This is a genomic window from Acinetobacter sp. BZX-2, from assembly GCF_055179795.1.
This window is the reverse complement of sequence record NZ_CM143686.1, coordinates 3,107,379-3,127,718: the sequence shown is the minus strand read 5'-3', so window position 1 is coordinate 3,127,718 and position 20,340 is coordinate 3,107,379. Positions and strand designations below refer to the sequence as shown.

Here is a 20,340-nt window from a genome sequence, read left to right as displayed (position 1 = left end):
ATTGCCTCTATTCCCAATGTAGTTGGCAATCCATTATTTTTCAACTGCTTTATGTTCAACCTGCTGAATAACTGTTGCTAAGTCCGATTCTGCAAACCCCTGTTGTTGATGATCTTGTAGTTGGGTTAATGCTTTTTTTGCCACAGGAATGTCTAAGTTAAATTGTTCTGCAAGTTTGACCGCATTATTTAAATCTTTTGACAAAGTTTGTACTTTCCACTGCACAGGTTCAAAACTATGCGTTGCCATGCGGGGTGTCAAAATCTGAAAAGGTTTAGAGTCTGCAAAACCACCAGCAAGTGCAGGAGCAAGTAGCGTGGTATCTACACCTGCTTGTCTTGCTAATGCGACTGCTTCTGCGATGAGGGTACTGTTTGCGGCCACGATTAACTGGTTGCAAATCTTGGTTGCTTGTCCTGTGCCAGTGTCTCCCATACGTGTTACACGTTGCGAAAGAACATTATAAATTAAACTGAGATCTTGAATGGTTTCAGCATCACCACCTGCAAAAATAACCAAAGTGCCATTTTCAGCACCCGCAGTCCCACCTGAGACAGGGGAGTCAATCCAAGTCACCTGTTGCTGTGCGGCAAGGTTTGCAAGTTGTTTGGTTTTGTCTACTGATAGACTTGAGAAATCGACAATAACTTGCGCAGGTTTTAAGTGCTTCTGAATACGTCCGAAAACGGCTTGTACGGCTTGATCATCTGCAAGACAGGTGAGAATAATCGGGTATTTTGCAATATTGTCCAAATCAAGTGCATGTGCGCCCATATCAATAAGTGGTTCACAAGCACTTGCTGTTCTATTCCAAACAGCAACATCAAATCCTGCTTGGACTAAACGAGTGACCATGCGGCTTCCCATCAGCCCCATACCTAAAAATGCAATTTTACTGTTACGGTCAAAATTCATTTTGCAACTCAACGATTTTGAATCATTTTGAAAAGACGATCAAAAGATGATTTATAAAAATTATTTATATTGGCGAGGTAAGAATTGCACTTCTGGATGTTTATCCTTTTTACGTGCAATTTGACTATTTTTACCCATCAGTAATTTCAATTGCCAAATTTTTTCTAAACGAAGTGATTTTTTAGGTTCATGTTCCATTGCATCTAGGACACGTTTTGCTGCCATCAGTGCATCGGGTGAACGTTGCAACATTTCTTCGGCAATACTTTGTGCTTTTGCTAAAGGTGAATTATCCACATGGGTAATCAAGCCAATTTCTTTTGCATAATGACCATCAAAAACTCGTGCAGTCAAAGTCAACTCTTTGGCTAAATCGATACCGATAACACCTTTAATTGAACGGGTTAAGCCCATGTCTGGAACCAGCCCCCAACGGCTTTCCATGATCGACATTTTTGTGTCTGGGTGAGCAATACGAATATCTGCCGCAAGTGCCAATTGCATTCCTGCGCCAAAACAAAAACCTTCAAGTGCTGCAATGACAGGTACAGGAAGTTCTTGCCAAATCAAGAATGCTTTTTGAAATAAACTTTGACCTGGCTTAATCAATTCCCACGCTGCATAGGCTTTGTTTTTCGGGTTGTTTAAATCGGCTAAGTCAATTCCAGCACTAAAAACATTTGCTTCACCAGTCAAAATGACACAACGAATCGAACGATCTTGTTTGATTTTTTTTGCTGTGCTGACCAATTCACGCAGTAGCGCAAAACTCATTGCATTGCGTTTATCAGGACGATTTAGATAAACCGTTGCGATGCCATTATTTTTTTCGATACGTAATAGTGCCATGAACTCAACTCTGAACTCTTATTTTTCCTTAATCATCAGCATAGCATGGACTTTAAAAGAGTTGCATGACACGAGAGTCACGGAAAGTGATTTCAAAGCCACTGAAAAGCATAAGCCAAACCATAGACTTAAATTTTTAGAGCAAATTTAGGCTGTAGGAAAAATTTGTTGTGCCGCTGTTTCAACTTCATGGATCACCAGTTGTAAATGATCTAAACGTTGTATGACTTCTTGAATAAAATCTTCATCGGCTTTACGACGTTCTTTTCTGAGTGTTGATACGAATTGTTCAAATTCACCAGTCACGCGTTGTAGTTTAGGTGTCCCGACATAACGCGTTGCGCCGTATAAACGATGTAATACATGTTCAAGCTGTGGAAAATCTTCAAGCTCAACCAATTGTTGAATTTCATCCAATTCTGTAGGGAAGCTATCAACCAGCATTTTCAATAAATCTTGAGCAAGATCTTCCTTGTTGGCTGCCAAAGCTAAACTTTGTTTCCAATCTAAAATATCTGAATCAAATGCTTCAATATAAACAGAATTTTCAACTTGTTGGTGTGTTTGGATGAAGGTATCTGAAGTCCAATTTGTCAAAATCTGAATAATTTGTTCGATCTGAATAGGCTTGGTGACATAGTCATCCATCCCCACTTTGAGAAGTTTTTGCTTTTCATCTGCCAAAGCATGTGCTGTTAAAGCAATAATCGGCATACGTAGATCATCTAGCGTCGACTCAAGAGAGCGAATGGCACGGGTGGTATCAATCCCAGACATGACGGGCATTTGGATGTCCATGAATATTAAATCAAATGCTTTTTCATCATGATCAATGCGATATTGAATTAAATTTAATGCTTCTTGCCCACTTTGTGCTTTGGTGGTTTTGACATTCAATTCACCGAGAAGCGCTTCTAAAACGATAAGATTCGGTAAGTGATCATCTACAGCCAAAATATGTAAATCACGACCTTTGAAGTCTTGATGATGTTCTTGATCAAATACAGGTTGATTGCTCAATAACTGGATCACTGAGCTACGGCTCAGTGGTTGGTACAATGGGCGTGCTTTATATTCATTTAACATGTTTGGATCAAGTGACATTTGATAACCATAAACGGCTAAATGACCTTGATAACGATTACGAATTTCTTTCAATAAGGCTTCTGTATCGCCACTATGATCAACTATGAGCCATGTGTTTTCAGACTGCTGATCAAGACTATTTAGGCGACTAAAGAGATCCAAAATTGATTGCGCTTCGGTGTGTTGAACTTGGTAATCTTCTAAATAATGACGCAATACATTGGCCGTTGCAGGATGTGCCAAGAATGATACGACTTTCATTTCTTTAAATGATGGATGAACAATTTCTTCATCTTCGTTCACCACAAACATTGCGGTAAACCAGAAGGTCGCCCCTTTTTCCGTTGGCGCACGTTCTTGGTTATCTTCAAAGCCAATTTGACCTTGCATTAAGTGTACTAGCTGTTTAGAAATGGCAAGACCTAAACCTGTACCGCCAAATTGGCGGGTGACGGATGCATCACCTTGCGAGAATGATTCAAACAGTTTTTTACGGTCAGTACCACTTAAACCGATACCGCTGTCTTGTACGCTAAAATGCAGTAAGCATTGTCCAATATCATCATGTTCCATACGTACACGAACAATAATTTCACCATCAGGTGTGAACTTGATGGCATTGGAAATTAAGTTGGTCAGAATTTGTTTAAAGCGTAAAGCATCACCAATCACGTACTTAGCAACGTTGTCGGCAAAATAGAACGCCATTTCGATATGCTTTTGTGCAGCCAAAGGTGACAACATATCCATAACATCAAAAATAGCTTCTTCCAAATCAAAAGGAGCGGTTTCGAGTTCTAATTTACCTGCATCAATTTTTGAGAAATCCAATACATCATTGATCAGTGCCAATAAGTGCGCAGAAGATTTGCGAATGGTTTGTAAATATAAGCTTTGATCATTACTCAGATTATCCTGACGTAACATCAAATGAATAAAACCATCGATACTATTTAAAGGCGTACGCAGTTCATGGCTGATATTGGCAAGGAATACAGATTTAGCTTGATTGGATGAAATCGCTTGGTCACGTGCTTGTTTATACGTAATATTTTGGACTTCTAGTGTGTCTAAGGTACGACGTAAATCATCTTCAGTTTGTTCAGTATGTTCTTTGAGTTCGAGAAAACTGAAATGTAAACGTTTCACAACATTAGCAATATCTCGCTGCAATAAACGCAGCTCACCAGTACTATTGATGATCATGTGCTGATCTAATGTATCTGCATTTAAACGTTGTAATTGCATGCGAATTTCATACATCGGTGCAATCCAGCGTCGAGAATAAAAATTCAAACACAATAAGAGTAAAAGTAAGGTGAATAATGCAGTCGTGATAAGCACGATCATGACACGATAGTGTGCGATTTCTAAAGGTTGATTATCCAGTTCAATCACCAACCACATGTCTTTGGCGGACTCGGTTGGATTAAGTTTTAGTCCATAAATATTGTTATGTTTACTCGATATTGGGCCAAAAAAAGTATCTGTTTTAGGAATATTGGGCCAGTCACGTTTATTTTGATAGCCAATACTCAAATGATTGACGTTATGTTCATCTAAGACTGCGGCACTGAGTAAATATTTTTCATTGAACATTTTTTGCAAAATATTTTCAGCTTTTGCTTTTTGGGTAGGGCTTTGATCAATGATACTGGTGAGTTGTTCCGTGGTATATTGATAACGACTTAAAATAGCAATCGCTGCAAAGCGTTGTTTGGATTTTGCAGCCGCAGATGTTTCGGACAGAACCAGTGCAGTCCCTACGCATGCCATAATCATAATAGGCACAAAAATCATCGCAATAAGTTGCCCATAAGCATGATTGAGCTTTAAGCGTTTAAACAGTTTTTTATTGAAATTCGACATGGATCCAGCTACTTATTGCCCATGCAAAGGATATTAACATGCTTTATTCATCCTGCATGACAATATGATTAAAAAGCTTCTGAATTGAGAATAGTTATGCTTATTTAAAGATAAGGTTATCACTTCTAATGCTAAGTTATAGGCTTGTGATATTATGTGTTTAATTTTATTGAGTTAAATATTTTTTCTTTATTTGAGTCTCACTTTTCTGCATCGGCTTGTTTTGAGCATTGTTCTTAAAATAACCTTGAAAGATGTGCAGTTATACACTTTTTTTCATACAATACGTCCACCTCAGTATAGGTGCAATTCATGAGTAATACACAATCTGATTTCTTAGCCAATGAATTTTTATTAGACCATTATGTAGGAAAAACTCCTTTGGTGCGTCTACAGCGTTTGGCAAGTCATACTCAAGCAACAGTATTGGCAAAACTAGAAGGGAATAACCCTGCGGGTTCTGTAAAAGACCGTCCAGCATATAATATGATCATGAAAGCGGAACAGCGCGGTCAGATTAAGCCGGGTGATACATTGATTGAAGCGACAAGTGGAAATACAGGAATTGCACTGGCAATGGTCGCTGCAATGCGTGGCTATAAAATGAAGCTGATCATGCCGGGGAATTCTAGCCAAGAGCGTAAAGATGCAATGCGTGCTTATGGTGCTGAATTGATCGAAGCGCCCAATATGGAAGCCGCTCGTGATATGGCTTTACAAATGCAGGCTGAAGGTCAAGGTTTGGTGTTGAATCAGTTTGGTAATCCTGACAATGTTGAAGCGCATTATCTAACCACTGGTCCTGAAATTTGGCAGCAAACAGCAGGGAAAATTACCCATTTCGTGAGTTCTATGGGAACAACTGGCACGATTATGGGAATTTCAAAATATTTAAAAGAACAAAATCCTGAGATTCAAATTGTAGGTTTACAACCTTCTGAAGGTTCAAATATTGCGGGAATCCGTCGTTGGCCTCAAGAATATTTACCGACAATTTTTGATCCTAAGCGAGTTGATCGTATTATGGATATTCCTCAGATTGAAGCTGAAAAAACCGCACGCCGTTTAGCACGCCAAGAAGGTATTAGTGCAGGGACATCTTCAGGTGGTGCAGTTTGGGCATCGGTTAAACTGGCTGAGGAAAATCCAGATGCTGTGATTGTATGCATTGTCTGTGACCGTGGTGATCGTTATTTATCGACAGGATTGTTTTCTGTAGATGATGCTGATTCATAACTGATTCATAATAAGTCATTTAAACAATGATGATCATCGGCTTGTATTTTTAGCCTTAGAGTAAATTTATTTATGCGCCTTCCCGTTTTAGTGTTTGATATTGAAACCCTGACTGATCTTAAATCAGGGGCGCATTTATATGGTTTAGATTTGCCCGAAGATGATTTAGCGCAAGCTTTGGCAAAATTGCGTCGCCAAGAGTCAGGCATGGATTTCCAACGCTTGGCTTTGCATGAAATTGTCTGTATTTCAGGCTTATGGCTCGATGAAAACGGTTCAATCAAACTGTTTTCTTTTAGTCGTGAGCATTATTCAGAAGCTGAAATTTTACAAAAATTTTTGTCTATTTTTGATAAGCGTCATCCGACCTTAGTGAGTTGGAATGGTTCACAATTTGATATTCCAGTGATCTTATTTCGTGCGATGTATCATGGACTTTCTGCACCAAGTTTATTCGATCAGGGTGAGATTGATACGCAAAAAAGGTATAATAACTATCAGAATCGTTACCACACACGTCATGTCGATTTGATGGATGTGATGGCAATGTTCAATGGACGACATTTTCAGAAGTTGGATGATGCAGCACATTTACTGGGTTATCCCGGTAAGCGTGGTATTTCAGGTTATTTTGTTCCTGAATATGTGAAAACTCAGCAATGGTTGGCATTGACCAGTTATTGCGAAGGTGATGTTTTGAATACTTGGTTGATTTATTTAAGGTGGTCTTTGCTCAAAGGGCAGCTTTCTTTGAATGATCACCGTCTTTGGATTCAGGCAACCATTCACTATTTGCAGGGTCAACCGCAGCAGCAAGCGTTCTTGGATGTTTGGCGTGAAACTTCACAACGGACAGATTTTACTGCTTCAGATTTTTCTTCTCTTCCCAATTAGGTATTCCTTTGAAACATAGAGCTAAAACTCGTCCATCTCAGCTTCCACAGTATATTTTTAAAGTTGAGAGATTGTCACATGAAGGGCGAGGGATTGCACACTATGGAACGGATACAGATCATCCGAATGATAAAAACGGAAAGAAGGTTTTCATTCGTTATGCTTTACCGGGTGAAACTGTTAAAGCACAGATTACCCGTCAAGTTTCAAAGCTTGAAGAGGCGGATAGTATTGCTTTAATCAGCGATCCCAATCCAAATCGGATAGAACCTTTCTGCCCTCATTTTGGAATATGTGGTGGCTGTAATATGCAGCATATTCACCCAGATGAGCAGATTCGTTTAAAACAAGAAGTTTTAAAATCGCATTTGAGTCATTTTGCGGGTTTAGAGCCAATGCAATGGCTTGAACCCATTCGGTCACAGCAAACGGATTATCGTCATAAAGCACGGATTGGTGTGCGCTATTTGCCGAAGCAAAATAAGTTGTTGATGGGTTTTCGAGAAGCGCAGAGCAATCATTTAACTGAAATCCAAAGTTGCAATATTTTGGCTCAAGCCTTAAATCAGGCTTTACCTGAGTTAAAAGTATTACTCGAAAGTCTAAAAGGCAAAAGTGCGATTGGTCATATAGAATTAGCCAAAGGTGATCAAGAAATTTCTCTTTTAGTTCGTCATACTGAAAAATTAAAAGAGCATGATGTCAACCTATTGCGCCAATATGCGTTACAGAAACAGTGGCAGTTGTATTTGCAGCCGTTTGGTGTAGAAAGTTTACATCGGGTGGACGATGCTCAGGCAGCAATGCATTTACATTATCGTTTAAATGATTTTGATGTTGAGTTTGATTTTAATCCCACGGATTTCACTCAAGTCAATCCAACGGTCAATCAGCAAATGGTTAAACTGGCATGTGATTTGCTTGAATTGCAACAAGGCGAAACTGTTTTGGATCTATTTTGTGGATTGGGGAATTTTTCACTTCCTCTTGCAACACAAGTCGGTACAACAGGGAAAGTGGTTGCAGTTGAAGGAAGTGAGGAAATGGTTAAGCGCGGTACACAAAATGCACTGAACAATCGTTTAACCAATGTTAAATTTTATTCACAAGATTTAACAAAAGACTTTTCACATTTTTCTTGGGCAAATCAAGGATTTGATGCATTATTGATTGATCCTCCGAGGGCAGGTGCTGAGCAAATTATGCATTATGTTCCAAAGTTTGGTGCAAAAAGAATCGTTTATGTGTCATGTAATCCAGCAACCCTAGCTAGAGATGCTGGAATTTTGGTACAACATGGGTATCAGTTAAAAAAAGCAGGTGTAATGGATATGTTTACTCATACGGGACATGTTGAATCCATTGCACTGTTTGAAAAGAAATTAGAGATAAACGATTTATAATGAAGTATAGAGTTAGAGGAGAAGGGTATGGTCACAGTTCGTGAACAGCTTCCAGATCAACTCAATGAGTTATCAGATGAAGCGACTGTAGAGCATGCCGATAAAGCGCAACAAGCTTTGGCGACATGGCTGGATCGTGTGCGTGGAATTTTAGACGGTGCTAAATTAATACAGTTAGAAGAAGTTGCTCAATTAGTATTACAAAAAGAATTAGCGACAACAGTCAATCATCGAACCAATACTTTTTCAACAGGTATTGGTATGGCCGATATTTTGGCGCATTTACATGTCGATGAAGATACGCTGGCAGCAGCAGTGCTTTATCGTAGTGTGCGTGAAGGCTTAACCACTTTAGATGAAATTCAACAACTATTCGGAGAGCAAGTCTATAACCTCGTCAAAGGCACTTTGGCGATGGGTAAACTTTCTGAATTGATCGAAAAAAATAAACGTTTAGAAGATCACTTTAATAATAATCAACGTGAACATTTGACAGGTATCTATAAGATGCTGATTTCTGTCACAGAAGATGTTCGTGTTGTACTGATTAAGTTGGCTGAGCGTACTTTTGCATTACGTGAATTGGCGCATTCTCCAAAAGAACGTCAGGAACGTGTTGCACGTGAAATCTTGACTATTTATTCACCTTTGGCACATCGTCTAGGGATTGCTCAATTAAAATGGGAGCTTGAAGATCTTGCTTTCCGTTATTTGGCACCTGAACGCTATAAAGAAATTGCCTCGTTATTGAATGAAAAGCGTTTAGAACGTGAGCAATATATTCAATTCGTCGTCGATCGCTTGAAGCATGAATTGGCTGAACATGATATCGAAGCTGAAATTTCAGGTCGGGTAAAACATATTTATTCGATCTATCGCAAAATGAAGAGTAAGAGTCTGAGTTTTGATCAGCTCTATGATATTCGAGCACTTCGTGTATTGGTTAAATCGGTTTCTGAGTGTTATCACGCTTTAGGCATCGTACATCAAATTTGGCGACATATTCCGCATCAGTTTGATGACTATATTACCAATCCAAAAGCCAATGGGTATCGTTCTTTACATACTGCGGTGATTGCTGAAAACAAATCTTTGGAAATTCAAATTCGTACCAAAGAGATGCACAATGAGGCAGAGTTGGGCGTGTGTTCACACTTCAACTATAAAGAAGGTTCTAAAACCACAGATTACTCATTTAACCATCGTTTGCATTCTTTACGCGCTGTACTGGAGCATTATCAAGAACGGACTGAAACCAGTGCACATGCCAATGATGATGAACCTGAAAATTTTGAGCAGATTCAAGATTTTGAGGGATTTGAGAAAATTTATGTATTTAGCCGTGATGGTGATATTAAAGAATTACCACGTGGCTCTACAGTCCTTGATTTTGCTTATCATGTGCATACAGAAGTCGGCAATAAATGCTATGCAGCACGTGTCAATCAGCGCTATGTACCATTAACCTACACCTTGAAAACAGGTGAGCAAGTTGAGATTTTAACCAAAAAAGATCGTGATCCGAACCGTGATTGGTTAGTGAACTCTTTGGGTTATATCAAAACGTCACGTGCTCGTGACAAATTACGTCATTGGTTTAGACAACAAGATCGTAGTAAGAATTTAGAAGTTGGACGTGAAATTCTCAATAAAGAACTTTCTCGTTTAGCGATTCATCCAAAAAGTATTGATTTGAGTGATTATTGCAATCATTTCAATGTTAAATCTGGCGATGATATTCTTGTTTCTTTGGTCAGTGGTGACATCAGTCTTCATGCCCTGATCAATCAAGTCAATCGCCATATGCATTTGGATCAGGATGAGCCTGAATTGGTGTTAAAGCCAACGTTGAATCCACGTGCAAGTCATACGCTATCTGCGCATGGTATTTTGATTGATGGTCTGGATAATGTTGAATTGCATATTGCACAGTGTTGTCAGCCTGTACATGGTGAATCAATTGCAGGGTACATCACGCTAAATCGTGGTGTGAGTATTCATAAAGTTGCATGTCCTGATTATCTGCGTATGATCAAATTGGAACCTGATCGTGCTGTAGAAGCGGATTGGGAAATGCAGCCAACACGTGGTCAAAGTGTACAGATTGTTGTTGAAGCTTATGATCGCCGTGGTCTGTTAAAAGATTTAACCCAAGTGATTTTTTCTGATCAAATTAATATTCGTCAAGTGAATACGATTTCTGAAGCAGATGGTATTGCCAATATGAAATTGTTGATTGAAGTGAAAGGTTTAGCACAACTTTCTCGACTATTGGCAAGATTAGAACAACAACCGGGTATTATTAGTGCACGACGTTTGGTGCAAGGGAATTAAATGTTGGAATAAAAAAACCTGCTGAAGCAGGTTTTTTATTGTCTAAATCAAACTAAGTTGTTTTACAAAATGTTGCTTTTGATATTCCTCAATCTGATTGAATATCGAACTGATGTAGCATTATGGCTTTCTAGTGAGCACCATATTCCCCAAACGATTGAGAAATTGTGGGCTTATACTGGAAAGTTGGTACATGATTTTACTTTTTAGCCCCACAGGGGTATGTGTTGCTGTAAGAATCGTACCTTTGGCTTTGGCCAAGGCGAAAATTTTTTCTGCAACATCTTGAGCACTTAAATGTACGCCAATATTTTTGATACTTCCTGCATCCATGTCTTTGACCATTGCTGTCTGTACAAAGAGAGGCATGACATCCAATACACGAATCCCATACTTTTGCCATTCGATATCTAAGCCTTCGGTAATACCACGAACTGCAAATTTACTGGCTGAATATGACACCAAATCTGCTTGTCCATAAATTGCTGAGGCAGAAGATAAATTAATCACACGTGCAAACTTTGCTTTCTTCAGATAAGGAAGTGCTGCATGACAACCATTCAAAACACCATTGACATTAATGTTGATGGTTCGGTGGTGTGCGGCAATATCAGTTTTTTCAAAATCACCTGAATAGAGAATTCCTGCATTATTCACCAGAATATTGAGTTCTCCTGCCCATGTGACGAATTCTTTTAAAGCTACTTGCCATTGATCGTATTGACTGACATCTAACTTTCCAGCTTTAGCATTCGAACCTAGTTGGTCTGCTAAGATTTGAGCTTGATCGACATTAATATCATAAATACCAACTTTATAGCCTTGTTGGTAGAATAGGCGGGCAATTGCGGCACCTATACCTTGTGCAGCACCACTAATGAAGATACTTTGACTCATTGAATTTCCCTTTTCTTGTTTTTGCATGTAGCGAGTTGAACATAAAATATGCATGGGAACAAGGGCTGATAAGTCATTTGTTATTGATCTTTAAGGATATAAAAATGGAACAGTTATTGGCGATCATGAAACAACTGCGTGCAGAATGCCCTTGGGATCGTGAGCAAACACCTGAAAGTTTAACGCAATATGCAATTGAAGAAGCCTATGAGGTCGAAGAGGCAGTTCGTTCAGGCGATGTTAATGAAGTGAAAAACGAGTTGGGTGATTTACTGTTGCAGGTGGTGTTTCAATCACAAATGTATAGTGAGCAAGGTGCTTTTGATTTTTCGGATGTGGTTGAGGCGATTTGTCAGAAATTAATCCGTCGTCATCCGCATGTATTTCAAAAAGATCAATTTGAAAATTTAAGTCCTGAACAAGTATCTTCATTATGGAAAGAGATTAAACAACAAGAAAAACAGGGTAAACCTCAATCTCGCCTAGATGAAGTGAAACATGGCCCTGCTTTAACTCAAGCAGAGGATATTCAAAAAAATGTAGCCAAGGTTGGTTTCGACTTTCCTGATGTTGCACAAGCCTATGACAAAGTCAAAGAAGAATTGTCTGAGTTTGAAGAAGCAATGCAGTTGCAAAAATCCGATGAAATAATTGAAGAATTTGGAGATTGTTTATTTTCATTAATCAATGTTGGGCGTAAACTAGGCATCTCAAGTGAAATGGCGCTTCTCGGCACTGTTCATAAATTTAAATCACGCTTTGCTTATATTGAAAACCAAATAAATTTAAAAAATAAACGATTAGAAGATGTGAGTTTACAAGAAATGGATCAATTTTGGGATCAAGCAAAGCAAAAATTAAAATACTAGGTTATTCATGGTTTTTTCAGAATTAAAAAATATTAAATTAATAAAATTAAATAATTGGCGTTTGTATTGGATTATTTTATTCTCATTGTTGAGCTTGCCATGCGTAGTGCAAGCTCAGCAATTTGATCAAAATTATTTGAAATGGAAAGCCAAGCAACAAGAGCAAGATGTCAAATTAAATAAACAAAATGAAAATTATTATTTGTCTCGTCCTTCGGTTGTAGCGCAACAAAAAACATTTGTAAATCAGACGTCGAATGGCAGTTCCACAAATAAAGTGAGTATTAATACTGCAACTATAGAGCAATTGCAGCAACTCAATGGGGCAGGTCCAAAGAAAGCCCAAGCCATTTTTGATTATCGAAAACAAAATGGTCAATTTAAGTCGATTGATGATTTACAAAAAGTGAAAGGAATAGGCGTGAAGTTTATTGAAAAGAATCGTTCAATTCTAACTTTGTAGTTTTTATTGCATGTTATTCAACGGAAAATTGAGATTAGATACTAAATTTCAAAATAAGTTGGTGAGAATCAAATTGCCCTTTAGCTGTGTAAGCGATATCATTAGCACAATTATGATTTTTACGTCCTGACGTAGGAGACAGTGTCTTTTGCAAACTTTGCGTGCGTCAAAGAGTGGATTATCCACCGCCCAATTACCTTCTTCCATTTTAGATGTTATTGATTCACTCACCAAAGCTGGCTATCAAGCATATATAGTCGGTGGCGGTGTACGTGATTTGATGCTTGGTCTAAATCCTAAAGACTTCGATGCTGTAACTGATGCAACACCTTCTCAAATCAAGGAAGTGTTTGGTCGCCGTTGTCGAATTATTGGGCGACGTTTTGAATTGGCTCATGTTTATTCTGGTCGCGAGTTGATTGAAGTCGCAACTTTCCGTGCGCCACCAAAGAAAGCAATCACTTCTGCTCAAGGGATGATTTTACGTGATAATAATTGGGGCACGATAGAAGAAGACTTTTCTCGTCGTGATTTCTCGATTAATGCAATGTATTACCAACCGCGTAAAGGCGAAGTTTTAGATTTTTGCAATGCAATTGATGACATAAAAAATAAAACATTACGTTTATTGGGTGATCCAACCTTACGTTTTGAAGAAGATCCTGTACGGATGTTACGTACTTTGCGTTTTGCGGCAAAATTAAATTTCAGTATTGATCCTAAAATTTTAGAAATTTTTACTGAAGATATGACTCAATTATTAAGAGATGTGTCTCCACATCGTCTTTATGATGAGTCTCAAAAGCTTTTTACAATGGGGCATTTGCATCGTGTTATGCCAATGTTGATTGAGTTTGGTGTATGGAAGCAGTTATTTGCAGACATTGACACTGAAATCACACCATTCATTGAACGTGCGGCGAAGAATACCGATCAGCGGATTCAAATGGGTAAAACCATTAATCCTGCATTTTTCTATGCGGTATTGTTGTGGAATAATTTCTTAGCACGTTGTGATGTTTATCAAGCAAAAGGTGTAGTCGCGGCGGAAGCGCGTGCTCAAGCTGGTTTGGATGTGTTAAAGCGTCAAGCCACACGTACCATTATTCCTCGTTTTGCTGAAACCTTTATTCGTGAAGTTTGGGAAATGCAAAGTCGTTTGCTGAATCCAAAACCTCAGCAAATTGAGGCGCTTTCAGGACATGCACGTTTCCGTGCAGGTTTTGACTTTTTACTGCTCAGAGAAAAGTCAGGTGATACTTCGACCAATGGCATGGGCGCTTGGTGGGAAGCTTACCAAGACATGTCTGCGGATGAAAAAGAACGTGCAATCAGTCTTTATAATCGCCAACGTGCCAAGAGCCGTCGTAAAACGACAGAAACGGCTGTAGATGAAAAAGCAACTTCTGCGCAAATTGAACCATTGGTGAAAGAGCAAGAGTCACGTAGTCGTCGTACACGTAATAAATCTACGTCGCATACTTCATCGAGTGATTCTCGTAGCAGAAATGATTTTAAATCAGCAGTGAATACTGGTGAAATCAATGCGGATCATCCAATTACTAAACGTAGACGTGTGCAACGTGATCTTAGTCAAGTGATTTTTGGGCCGACGCAATGATGATGAAAACCTATATTGGTTTAGGCAGTAATTTAGGTGATTCTGAGCAAATTTTACGTGAAGCCGTAGAAAAGCTCAGAGCTTTGGGTAGTGTTTCGGTTTCAAAACTGTATCAGAGCCCACCGATGGGGCCGCAAGATCAACCCAATTATTATAATGCTGTTGTACAACTCAGCACTCATTTAGCGCCCTTAGCTTTGTTAGATGAACTACAACGTATTGAAAATGAAGCAGGTCGTGTACGGTTGCGTCGTTGGGGTGAAAGAACTTTAGACTTAGATCTTTTGCTTTATGCTGAAAAAAACATTATAAATGAGCGACTCACAGTACCGCATATCGGTATTTTTGAGCGTGATTTTGTAGTGATCCCCTTATTAGATCTCGATCCTTCACTGCAAGTGAAAGGGCAGTCATTACAAAATTTAGATCTCGTGCAACATTCAACACTCAGTGCTCTTGCAGATCAGACTTGGGCAGATTGATTTTGTGAATATGCAAGAATTCTCATCGATAGAGGAATATCGTCATGATTAGTCTAAGTGATTTAAGACAGTTTAAATCTCAGAATCGTAAATTTTCATGTTTGACTTGCTATGATGCAAGTATGGCAAAAGGCATGGAAGTTGCTGAAATTGATACTATTTTAATTGGCGATTCTTTAGGAATGACTATTCAAGGTCATGACTCTACTTTGCCAGTGACTGTCGCTGATATGGCATATCATACCGCAGCAGTGCGTCGTGCAAATCAACATTCATTTATTTTTTGCGATTTACCCTTTATGAGTTATGCAACGCTGAATGATGCGTTGATAAATTCTAAAACTGTGATGCAAGCTGGCGCTCAAATGATTAAAATTGAGGGCGGTGCTTGGTTGGCTGAAACGGTTCAGGTGTTAACACGTAACGGTATTCCTGTCTGTGTACACTTAGGCTTAACGCCACAATCTGTTCATGTATTTGGTGGTTATAAACTACAAGCTAAAACACGTGAAGCGGCTGATCAGCTGATTGCAGATTGTAAAGCTGTAGTCGAAGCAGGCGCAGCAGTGCTTTTGTTAGAGTGTGTACCTGCACAATTAGGTAAAGAAATTACTGAATTGTTTCCACATGTACCTGTGATTGGTATTGGTGCAGGTGTGGAAACAGATGGTCAAGTTCTCGTTGTACAAGATATGCTTGGATTGACCTTCGGTAAAGTGGCACGTTTTGTCCGTAATTTTATGAAAGAACAAGCAGGTGAAACTGCTATTGTTGACGCATTTAAGGCATATCATGTTGCTGTGCAAGATCAATCATTCCCTGCACAAGAACATACTTTCCAAGTCGAGCTGTAAACATGAAAACAGAAACTACCATTCAAGGATTAACAGCATCGCTTAGTCCTGCTCGATCATCACGTAAAAGTATTGGATTTATTCCGACGATGGGTAATCTTCATCAAGGACATTTAAATCTGGTTCGTGAGGCGCGTAAGCTATGTGATGTTGTGGTGGTCAGTATTTTCGTGAATCCAATTCAATTTGGACCGAATGAAGACTTTGATAATTATCCTCGTACTTTGGAGCAGGATAGTCATCTTTTGGCTGAAGTCGGTTGTGATATTGTTTTTGCACCATCTGTTGAGCAGATGTATGGTAAACATACACGTTTAACCAATATTACTGTTAGTGATATCACCAATGACCTATGCGGTTTACAGCGTCCTGGACACTTTGATGGTGTTGCAGTTGTGGTGACGAAACTATTTAATATCGTTCAACCAAATTTTGCATTCTTTGGGCAAAAAGATTATCAACAACTGGCTGTAATTAAGCAGTTGGTTCGTGATTTAAATATGGCAATTGAAGTGATTGGTGTTCCAATTGCTCGTGCAGAAGATGGTTTGGCTTTAAGTTCTCGTAATGGTTATTTATCTGAACAAGAGCGTCAAACAGCACCCGTAATTTATAAGTCTTTAAAAACAGCGGAACATGATTTACAAACAGGTCAGGCATTGTCTGAAGTGCTTGCTCAAATTCGTGCAAGTTTGAACGAAGCTGGTTTAGTTGTAGATTATGTTGAGGCACGTAGCCCAATGTTACAAAAGGTTGATCAGTTTGACCAAGATGTTGTATTGTTTGTTGCAGCAAAATTAGGCAAAACACGCTTGATTGATAATTTGCAGGTTAAACATCCTGCTTAACCTTTGCTTTTTAGGATTGCCATGCCATGAAGCGCATACTTATCGTCACAGGACAGTCTGGTTCGGGTAAATCGTCTGCTTTGCAGGTGCTTGAAGATCTAGGTTATTACTGTATTGATAATCTGCCTTTGGCATTGCTTCCTGAAATTGTTGAAAAATTAGATAAAGAAAATAATTTGGAATTGCTTGCACTGGGGATTGATGTTCGAAGTGCAAAAGAAGATTTACATGGCTTTGATGATGTATTTCAGCAATTACAGAAGCATGGTAGTGTAGATGTTATTTATTTGACGACGCGTGATCAGGAATTAATTTCTCGTTTTAGCGCATCAAGACGTCCGCATCCATTATCAAGTCGCTTTCAAAGTTTGAATGAATGTATACAAGAAGAAAAACATTTATTACTACCCATTCAGCTAAGAGCAACGGCACATATTGATACAACAGATAAAAGTGTACATGATTTAAAGGATACCTTATTGTCCAAACTGGGACAGTCCGATAAACTCATTTTAATTTTACAGTCTTTTGGCTACAAACATGGTATTCCATTAGACGCAGATTTTGTTTTTGATGTTAGACATTTGCCTAATCCGCATTGGGACTTAGAGTTACGTAAGTTTTCAGGTTTGGATGAGCCTGTGCGTCAGTTTTTAGAAGCCAGTGACCAAGCAAATGAGATGTACCAAGACATCTATCAGTTTTTAAATAAGTGGTTGCCTGCTTTCGCAGAAGGTCATCGTCATTATATTACGGTGTCTATCGGCTGTACCGGAGGGCAACATCGTTCGGTTTATATTGTGGATAGGTTGAAGAAGGCTTTAGAGTCTCAATGGCCTGTTCAGATATTACATAGAGAAATGAAGCACTGGTCATGATCGACACAACTGTTGACGTAATTAATAAATTAGGATTACATGCGCGTGCATCTGGAAAACTAATCGAAGTCACGACTAAATTTAAATGTTCTATTCAAATTGGTAAGGGCGATAAATTAGTCGATGCCAAAAATATTCTTTCTTTACTCATGCTTGGAGCTGGTAAAGGAACCACCTTGCGTCTAGTGGTTGATGGAGCAGATGAAGAAAAAGCTTTGTCTGAGGTCCTTGCACTATTTGCAGATAAATTTTACGAGGCAGAATAATCGTGGCACGTCGTCCGCAACGTTTTACTGAAGATGATTTTGATTCTTTGGAAGGGCGTGCAAGTAAAACCGAACAGAAGAAAGCTGTGCAACGCATGGCTGCTTTAGGTGAGCAACTCGCTGAGTTGTCAAAGAAACAAATTCAAGCTTTACCTGTTGAAGAGCGCTTAATTGAGGCATTGCTGGATGTGCAATTGATTACGTCTTTTGAAGCACGTCGCCGTCAGTTTCAGCGTATTGGTAAATTATTACGTAATGAAGATGAGGCTGTCATTTTGTCTTATCTTACACCTAAGCAAGGCGCTAAAAAGTTAGCACAACTTGATCGTTGGGTTGATCGTATGATCGAACAGCGTGATCCTGCCATTAAAGAATTTTGTAAATCTTATAATGCAGCTGAAAGCCATTCTTTACGTCAGCATGTTTTACGTATTCATCGTGATATTGCGAAAGAAGTATCTGCTGAAGAGTTAGAGGCTTCTAAATTGAAGTTGTTAAATTATGCACAACAAGTTGCATTGATTTCAGATAATTCAAAGTAATTGATTTTTCTATAAAAAAACGACCTAAAAAGGTCGTTTTTTATTTAAACATGTCCCTAACTCTCTCCTTTCAAAAAGGAGAGGGAATTTAATCTATCCCTTGCGAAGCAGAGTTTCTCATCTCCTTAGAAAGGAGAGGAGATTTTATTTTTTGAGTGATTTAACTTAATTCACTTTCAGCACGTTGTTTTGCCCAATCTCGTAAGATAAATTTTTGTAATTTACCTGTCGAAGTTTTTGGAATTTCACAAATCACCACATCCTTTGGAACTTTAAAACGAGCTAAATGTTGTTTGCAGAATTCAATGACTTCATCTGTTGTGGTTTCAGCATCTTGTTTTAACTCGATAAAAGCACAAGGAACTTCTTGCCAACGTGAATCAGGTTTCGCAACAACGGCAGCGGTCATAATCGCAGGGTGGGTATAGAGCACTTCTTCAACTTCTAAAGATGAAATATTCTCACCGCCTGAAATAATAATATCTTTGGAGCGATCCATGATTTTGGCATAACCATCAGGTTGGCTTACTGCTAAATCACCTGTATGGAACCATCCTCCTTTAAAGGCTTCTTCTGTGGCTTTGCTATTCTTTAAATAGCCCTTCATGACAATATTGCCTCGGAACATGATCTCACCCATGGTGGTACCATCATTTGGCACAGGTTGCATCGTTTCAGGATCAAGGACGCGCATACTGTCTTGCAAAGGATATGGCACACCTTGTCGTGAATGTAGCTGTGCTTGTTCTTGAATGGATAAGTCACTCCAGCCTGCTTGGGATGCGCAGAGTGCAGAAGGACCATAGGTTTCAGTTAAACCATAAACGTGATTGACTTGAATACCAATATGATGCATGCCTTCAATAATTGCAGCAGGTGGTGCAGCACCAGCCACCATGACTTCTACACGATGAGCAAATTTAATTTGCTTCTCTTTGGGTGTATTGATTAGCATGGATAATACAATAGGCGCACCACATAGATAATCAATTTTATATTGATCGATCAGTTTAAAAACCAACTCAGGATCAACTTTTCTCAAGCAAATATTGGTGCCACCATTGGCTGCTATCGTCCAAGCAAAACACCAGCCATTACAATGGAATAAAGGTAGTGTCCAAAGATATTTACAACGTGGTGTCATGCCACAAGCAATGATATTACTGGCAGCATTGATATATGCACCACGATGATGATAAACCACGCCTTTGGGATTGCCTGTCGTACCCGAAGTATAATTTAGACTAATCGCATCCCATTCATCATGTGGTAAGTGCCATTCAAAATTGACATCCCCACCTTTGAGCCAGTCTTCATACTCGATTTGTCCGACCCCTGTCGTTGTATCATTTTTCTCATACTCGACATCTGCAACATCAATGATATAAATCTGTTGTGGGACAAGTGCAACAGCTTCAGCGGCCAGTGCTGCAAACTCAGGATCGACTAATAGCACTTTGGTTTCAGCATGTTCGAGCATGAATGCAATGGTTTTTGCATCTAAACGAGTATTCAATGTATTTAAAACAGCGCCTGACATTGGCACGGCAAAATGCGCTTCAATCATGGCTGGAATATTGGGTAGTAAAACAGAAACAGTATCGTTTTTTTGAATTCCTAAATTTTGCAACTGATGTGCGAATTGGCGACAACGCGTATAGGTCTCACGCCATGAAATACGACGCGAACCATGCACTATTGCATCTTGGTTTGGGTAAATGTAAGCAGCACGTTCAAGATAACGTAACGGTGATAAGGCTACAAAATTTGCAGGGGTGCGAGGTAATTCATCGTATGCGCTTACCATTTTAAACTCCATGTCTATTATTCTAATTTCTCAACTCAAAGATATGCATAACAACACTGAAATGCAGTTATGCTTTAGTCGAGTATTCACGTTAATCATAGTTTAAATAAATCGTTTATTTTTAAATGATCTAACGTCAGTTCGGGATAAATTCTGATGTAAGTTATTGAAAAGATTGATCAGGTGTAGCGGAGTCTTACCGTTTAAAGTCAGATGTAAGGATTAAC

General features: G+C 39.0%; 18 protein-coding genes. 13 read left to right on the top strand and 5 right to left on the bottom strand.

Annotated elements, in window-relative coordinates:
* Window positions 1–33 precede the first annotated feature (33 nt).
* The 3 genes from ACY45D_RS14690 to ACY45D_RS14680 form a co-directional block, all read right to left on the bottom strand.
* A complete protein-coding gene (locus tag ACY45D_RS14690) occupies window positions 34–915 on the bottom strand; it encodes an NAD(P)-dependent oxidoreductase (protein ID WP_463107392.1) in 882 nt (293 codons plus the stop codon).
* A 60-nt stretch (window positions 916–975) separates the two neighbouring features.
* Window positions 976–1,764 (bottom strand): crotonase/enoyl-CoA hydratase family protein, encoded by a 789-nt coding sequence (locus ACY45D_RS14685; RefSeq protein WP_463107391.1) that lies wholly within the window; start codon window positions 1,762–1,764, stop codon window positions 976–978.
* Between the two features lie 147 nt (window positions 1,765–1,911).
* Window positions 1,912–4,719, bottom strand: coding sequence for a GacS-like sensor histidine kinase (locus ACY45D_RS14680; RefSeq protein ID WP_463107390.1), 2,808 nt, complete (start codon window positions 4,717–4,719; stop codon window positions 1,912–1,914).
* 312 nt (window positions 4,720–5,031) lie between these two features.
* Here ACY45D_RS14680 and cysM point away from each other — a divergent pair, with 312 nt between their 5' ends.
* The 4 genes from cysM to ACY45D_RS14660 all read left to right on the top strand — a co-directional run bounded on the left by cysM (window position 5,032) and on the right by ACY45D_RS14660 (window position 10,586).
* Entirely contained in the window at window positions 5,032–5,955 is a 924-nt protein-coding gene (cysM, locus tag ACY45D_RS14675) for a cysteine synthase CysM (protein ID WP_463107389.1), read from the top strand.
* Between the two features lie 72 nt (window positions 5,956–6,027).
* Window positions 6,028–6,849: a 3'-5' exonuclease gene (locus tag ACY45D_RS14670; protein WP_463107388.1), complete on the top strand. Its 822-nt coding sequence runs from the start codon at window positions 6,028–6,030 to the stop codon at window positions 6,847–6,849.
* 8 nt (window positions 6,850–6,857) lie between these two features.
* Window positions 6,858–8,252, top strand: a complete 1,395-nt coding sequence (gene rlmD / locus ACY45D_RS14665) for a 23S rRNA (uracil(1939)-C(5))-methyltransferase RlmD (RefSeq protein ID WP_463107387.1) — start codon at window positions 6,858–6,860, stop codon at window positions 8,250–8,252.
* A 27-nt stretch (window positions 8,253–8,279) separates the two neighbouring features.
* Complete coding sequence (locus ACY45D_RS14660; RefSeq protein WP_463107386.1) at window positions 8,280–10,586, top strand: RelA/SpoT family protein; 2,307 nt, start codon at window positions 8,280–8,282, stop codon at window positions 10,584–10,586.
* A 120-nt stretch (window positions 10,587–10,706) separates the two neighbouring features.
* Here the strand turns inward: ACY45D_RS14660 and ACY45D_RS14655 are convergent, their stop codons facing one another.
* Window positions 10,707–11,483 carry an SDR family oxidoreductase gene (locus tag ACY45D_RS14655; RefSeq protein ID WP_463107385.1) on the bottom strand — a complete coding sequence of 259 codons (777 nt, stop codon included), beginning with the start codon at window positions 11,481–11,483 and terminating at the stop codon, window positions 10,707–10,709.
* Between the two features lie 104 nt (window positions 11,484–11,587).
* Here ACY45D_RS14655 and mazG point away from each other — a divergent pair, with 104 nt between their 5' ends.
* The 9 genes from mazG to yjgA all read left to right on the top strand — a co-directional run bounded on the left by mazG (window position 11,588) and on the right by yjgA (window position 18,306).
* Complete coding sequence (gene mazG / locus ACY45D_RS14650) at window positions 11,588–12,352, top strand: nucleoside triphosphate pyrophosphohydrolase (protein ID WP_463107384.1); 765 nt, start codon at window positions 11,588–11,590, stop codon at window positions 12,350–12,352.
* Window positions 12,353–12,359: 7 nt separating this feature from the next.
* Window positions 12,360–12,815, top strand: coding sequence for a ComEA family DNA-binding protein (locus ACY45D_RS14645; protein WP_463107383.1), 456 nt, complete (start codon window positions 12,360–12,362; stop codon window positions 12,813–12,815).
* A gap of 148 nt (window positions 12,816–12,963) precedes the next feature.
* Window positions 12,964–14,436 carry a polynucleotide adenylyltransferase PcnB gene (gene pcnB / locus ACY45D_RS14640; RefSeq protein WP_463107382.1) on the top strand — a complete coding sequence of 491 codons (1,473 nt, stop codon included), beginning with the start codon at window positions 12,964–12,966 and terminating at the stop codon, window positions 14,434–14,436.
* On the top strand, window positions 14,433–14,918 hold the full coding sequence (folK, locus tag ACY45D_RS14635; protein WP_463107381.1) for a 2-amino-4-hydroxy-6-hydroxymethyldihydropteridine diphosphokinase: 486 nt from the start codon (window positions 14,433–14,435) through the stop codon (window positions 14,916–14,918). The genes pcnB and folK overlap by 4 nt, the downstream gene beginning before the upstream one ends.
* A gap of 44 nt (window positions 14,919–14,962) precedes the next feature.
* The gene (gene panB / locus ACY45D_RS14630; protein WP_089606000.1) at window positions 14,963–15,772 is read left to right on the top strand and encodes a 3-methyl-2-oxobutanoate hydroxymethyltransferase; all 810 of its coding nucleotides are present in this window, start codon (window positions 14,963–14,965) and stop codon (window positions 15,770–15,772) included.
* A gap of 2 nt (window positions 15,773–15,774) precedes the next feature.
* On the top strand, window positions 15,775–16,620 hold the full coding sequence (gene panC, locus ACY45D_RS14625; protein ID WP_463107380.1) for a pantoate--beta-alanine ligase: 846 nt from the start codon (window positions 15,775–15,777) through the stop codon (window positions 16,618–16,620).
* Between the two features lie 26 nt (window positions 16,621–16,646).
* A complete protein-coding gene (gene rapZ / locus ACY45D_RS14620; protein WP_463107379.1) occupies window positions 16,647–17,498 on the top strand; it encodes an RNase adapter RapZ in 852 nt (283 codons plus the stop codon).
* Complete coding sequence (locus tag ACY45D_RS14615; protein WP_120384174.1) at window positions 17,495–17,764, top strand: HPr family phosphocarrier protein; 270 nt, start codon at window positions 17,495–17,497, stop codon at window positions 17,762–17,764. The genes rapZ and ACY45D_RS14615 overlap by 4 nt, the downstream gene beginning before the upstream one ends.
* Before the next feature lie 2 nt (window positions 17,765–17,766).
* Window positions 17,767–18,306: a ribosome biogenesis factor YjgA gene (yjgA, locus tag ACY45D_RS14610; protein WP_463107378.1), complete on the top strand. Its 540-nt coding sequence runs from the start codon at window positions 17,767–17,769 to the stop codon at window positions 18,304–18,306.
* Window positions 18,307–18,466: 160 nt separating this feature from the next.
* Here the strand turns inward: yjgA and ACY45D_RS14605 are convergent, their stop codons facing one another.
* Window positions 18,467–20,113, bottom strand: coding sequence for an acyl-CoA synthetase (locus tag ACY45D_RS14605; protein ID WP_463107377.1), 1,647 nt, complete (start codon window positions 20,111–20,113; stop codon window positions 18,467–18,469).
* Window positions 20,114–20,340 lie beyond the last annotated feature (227 nt).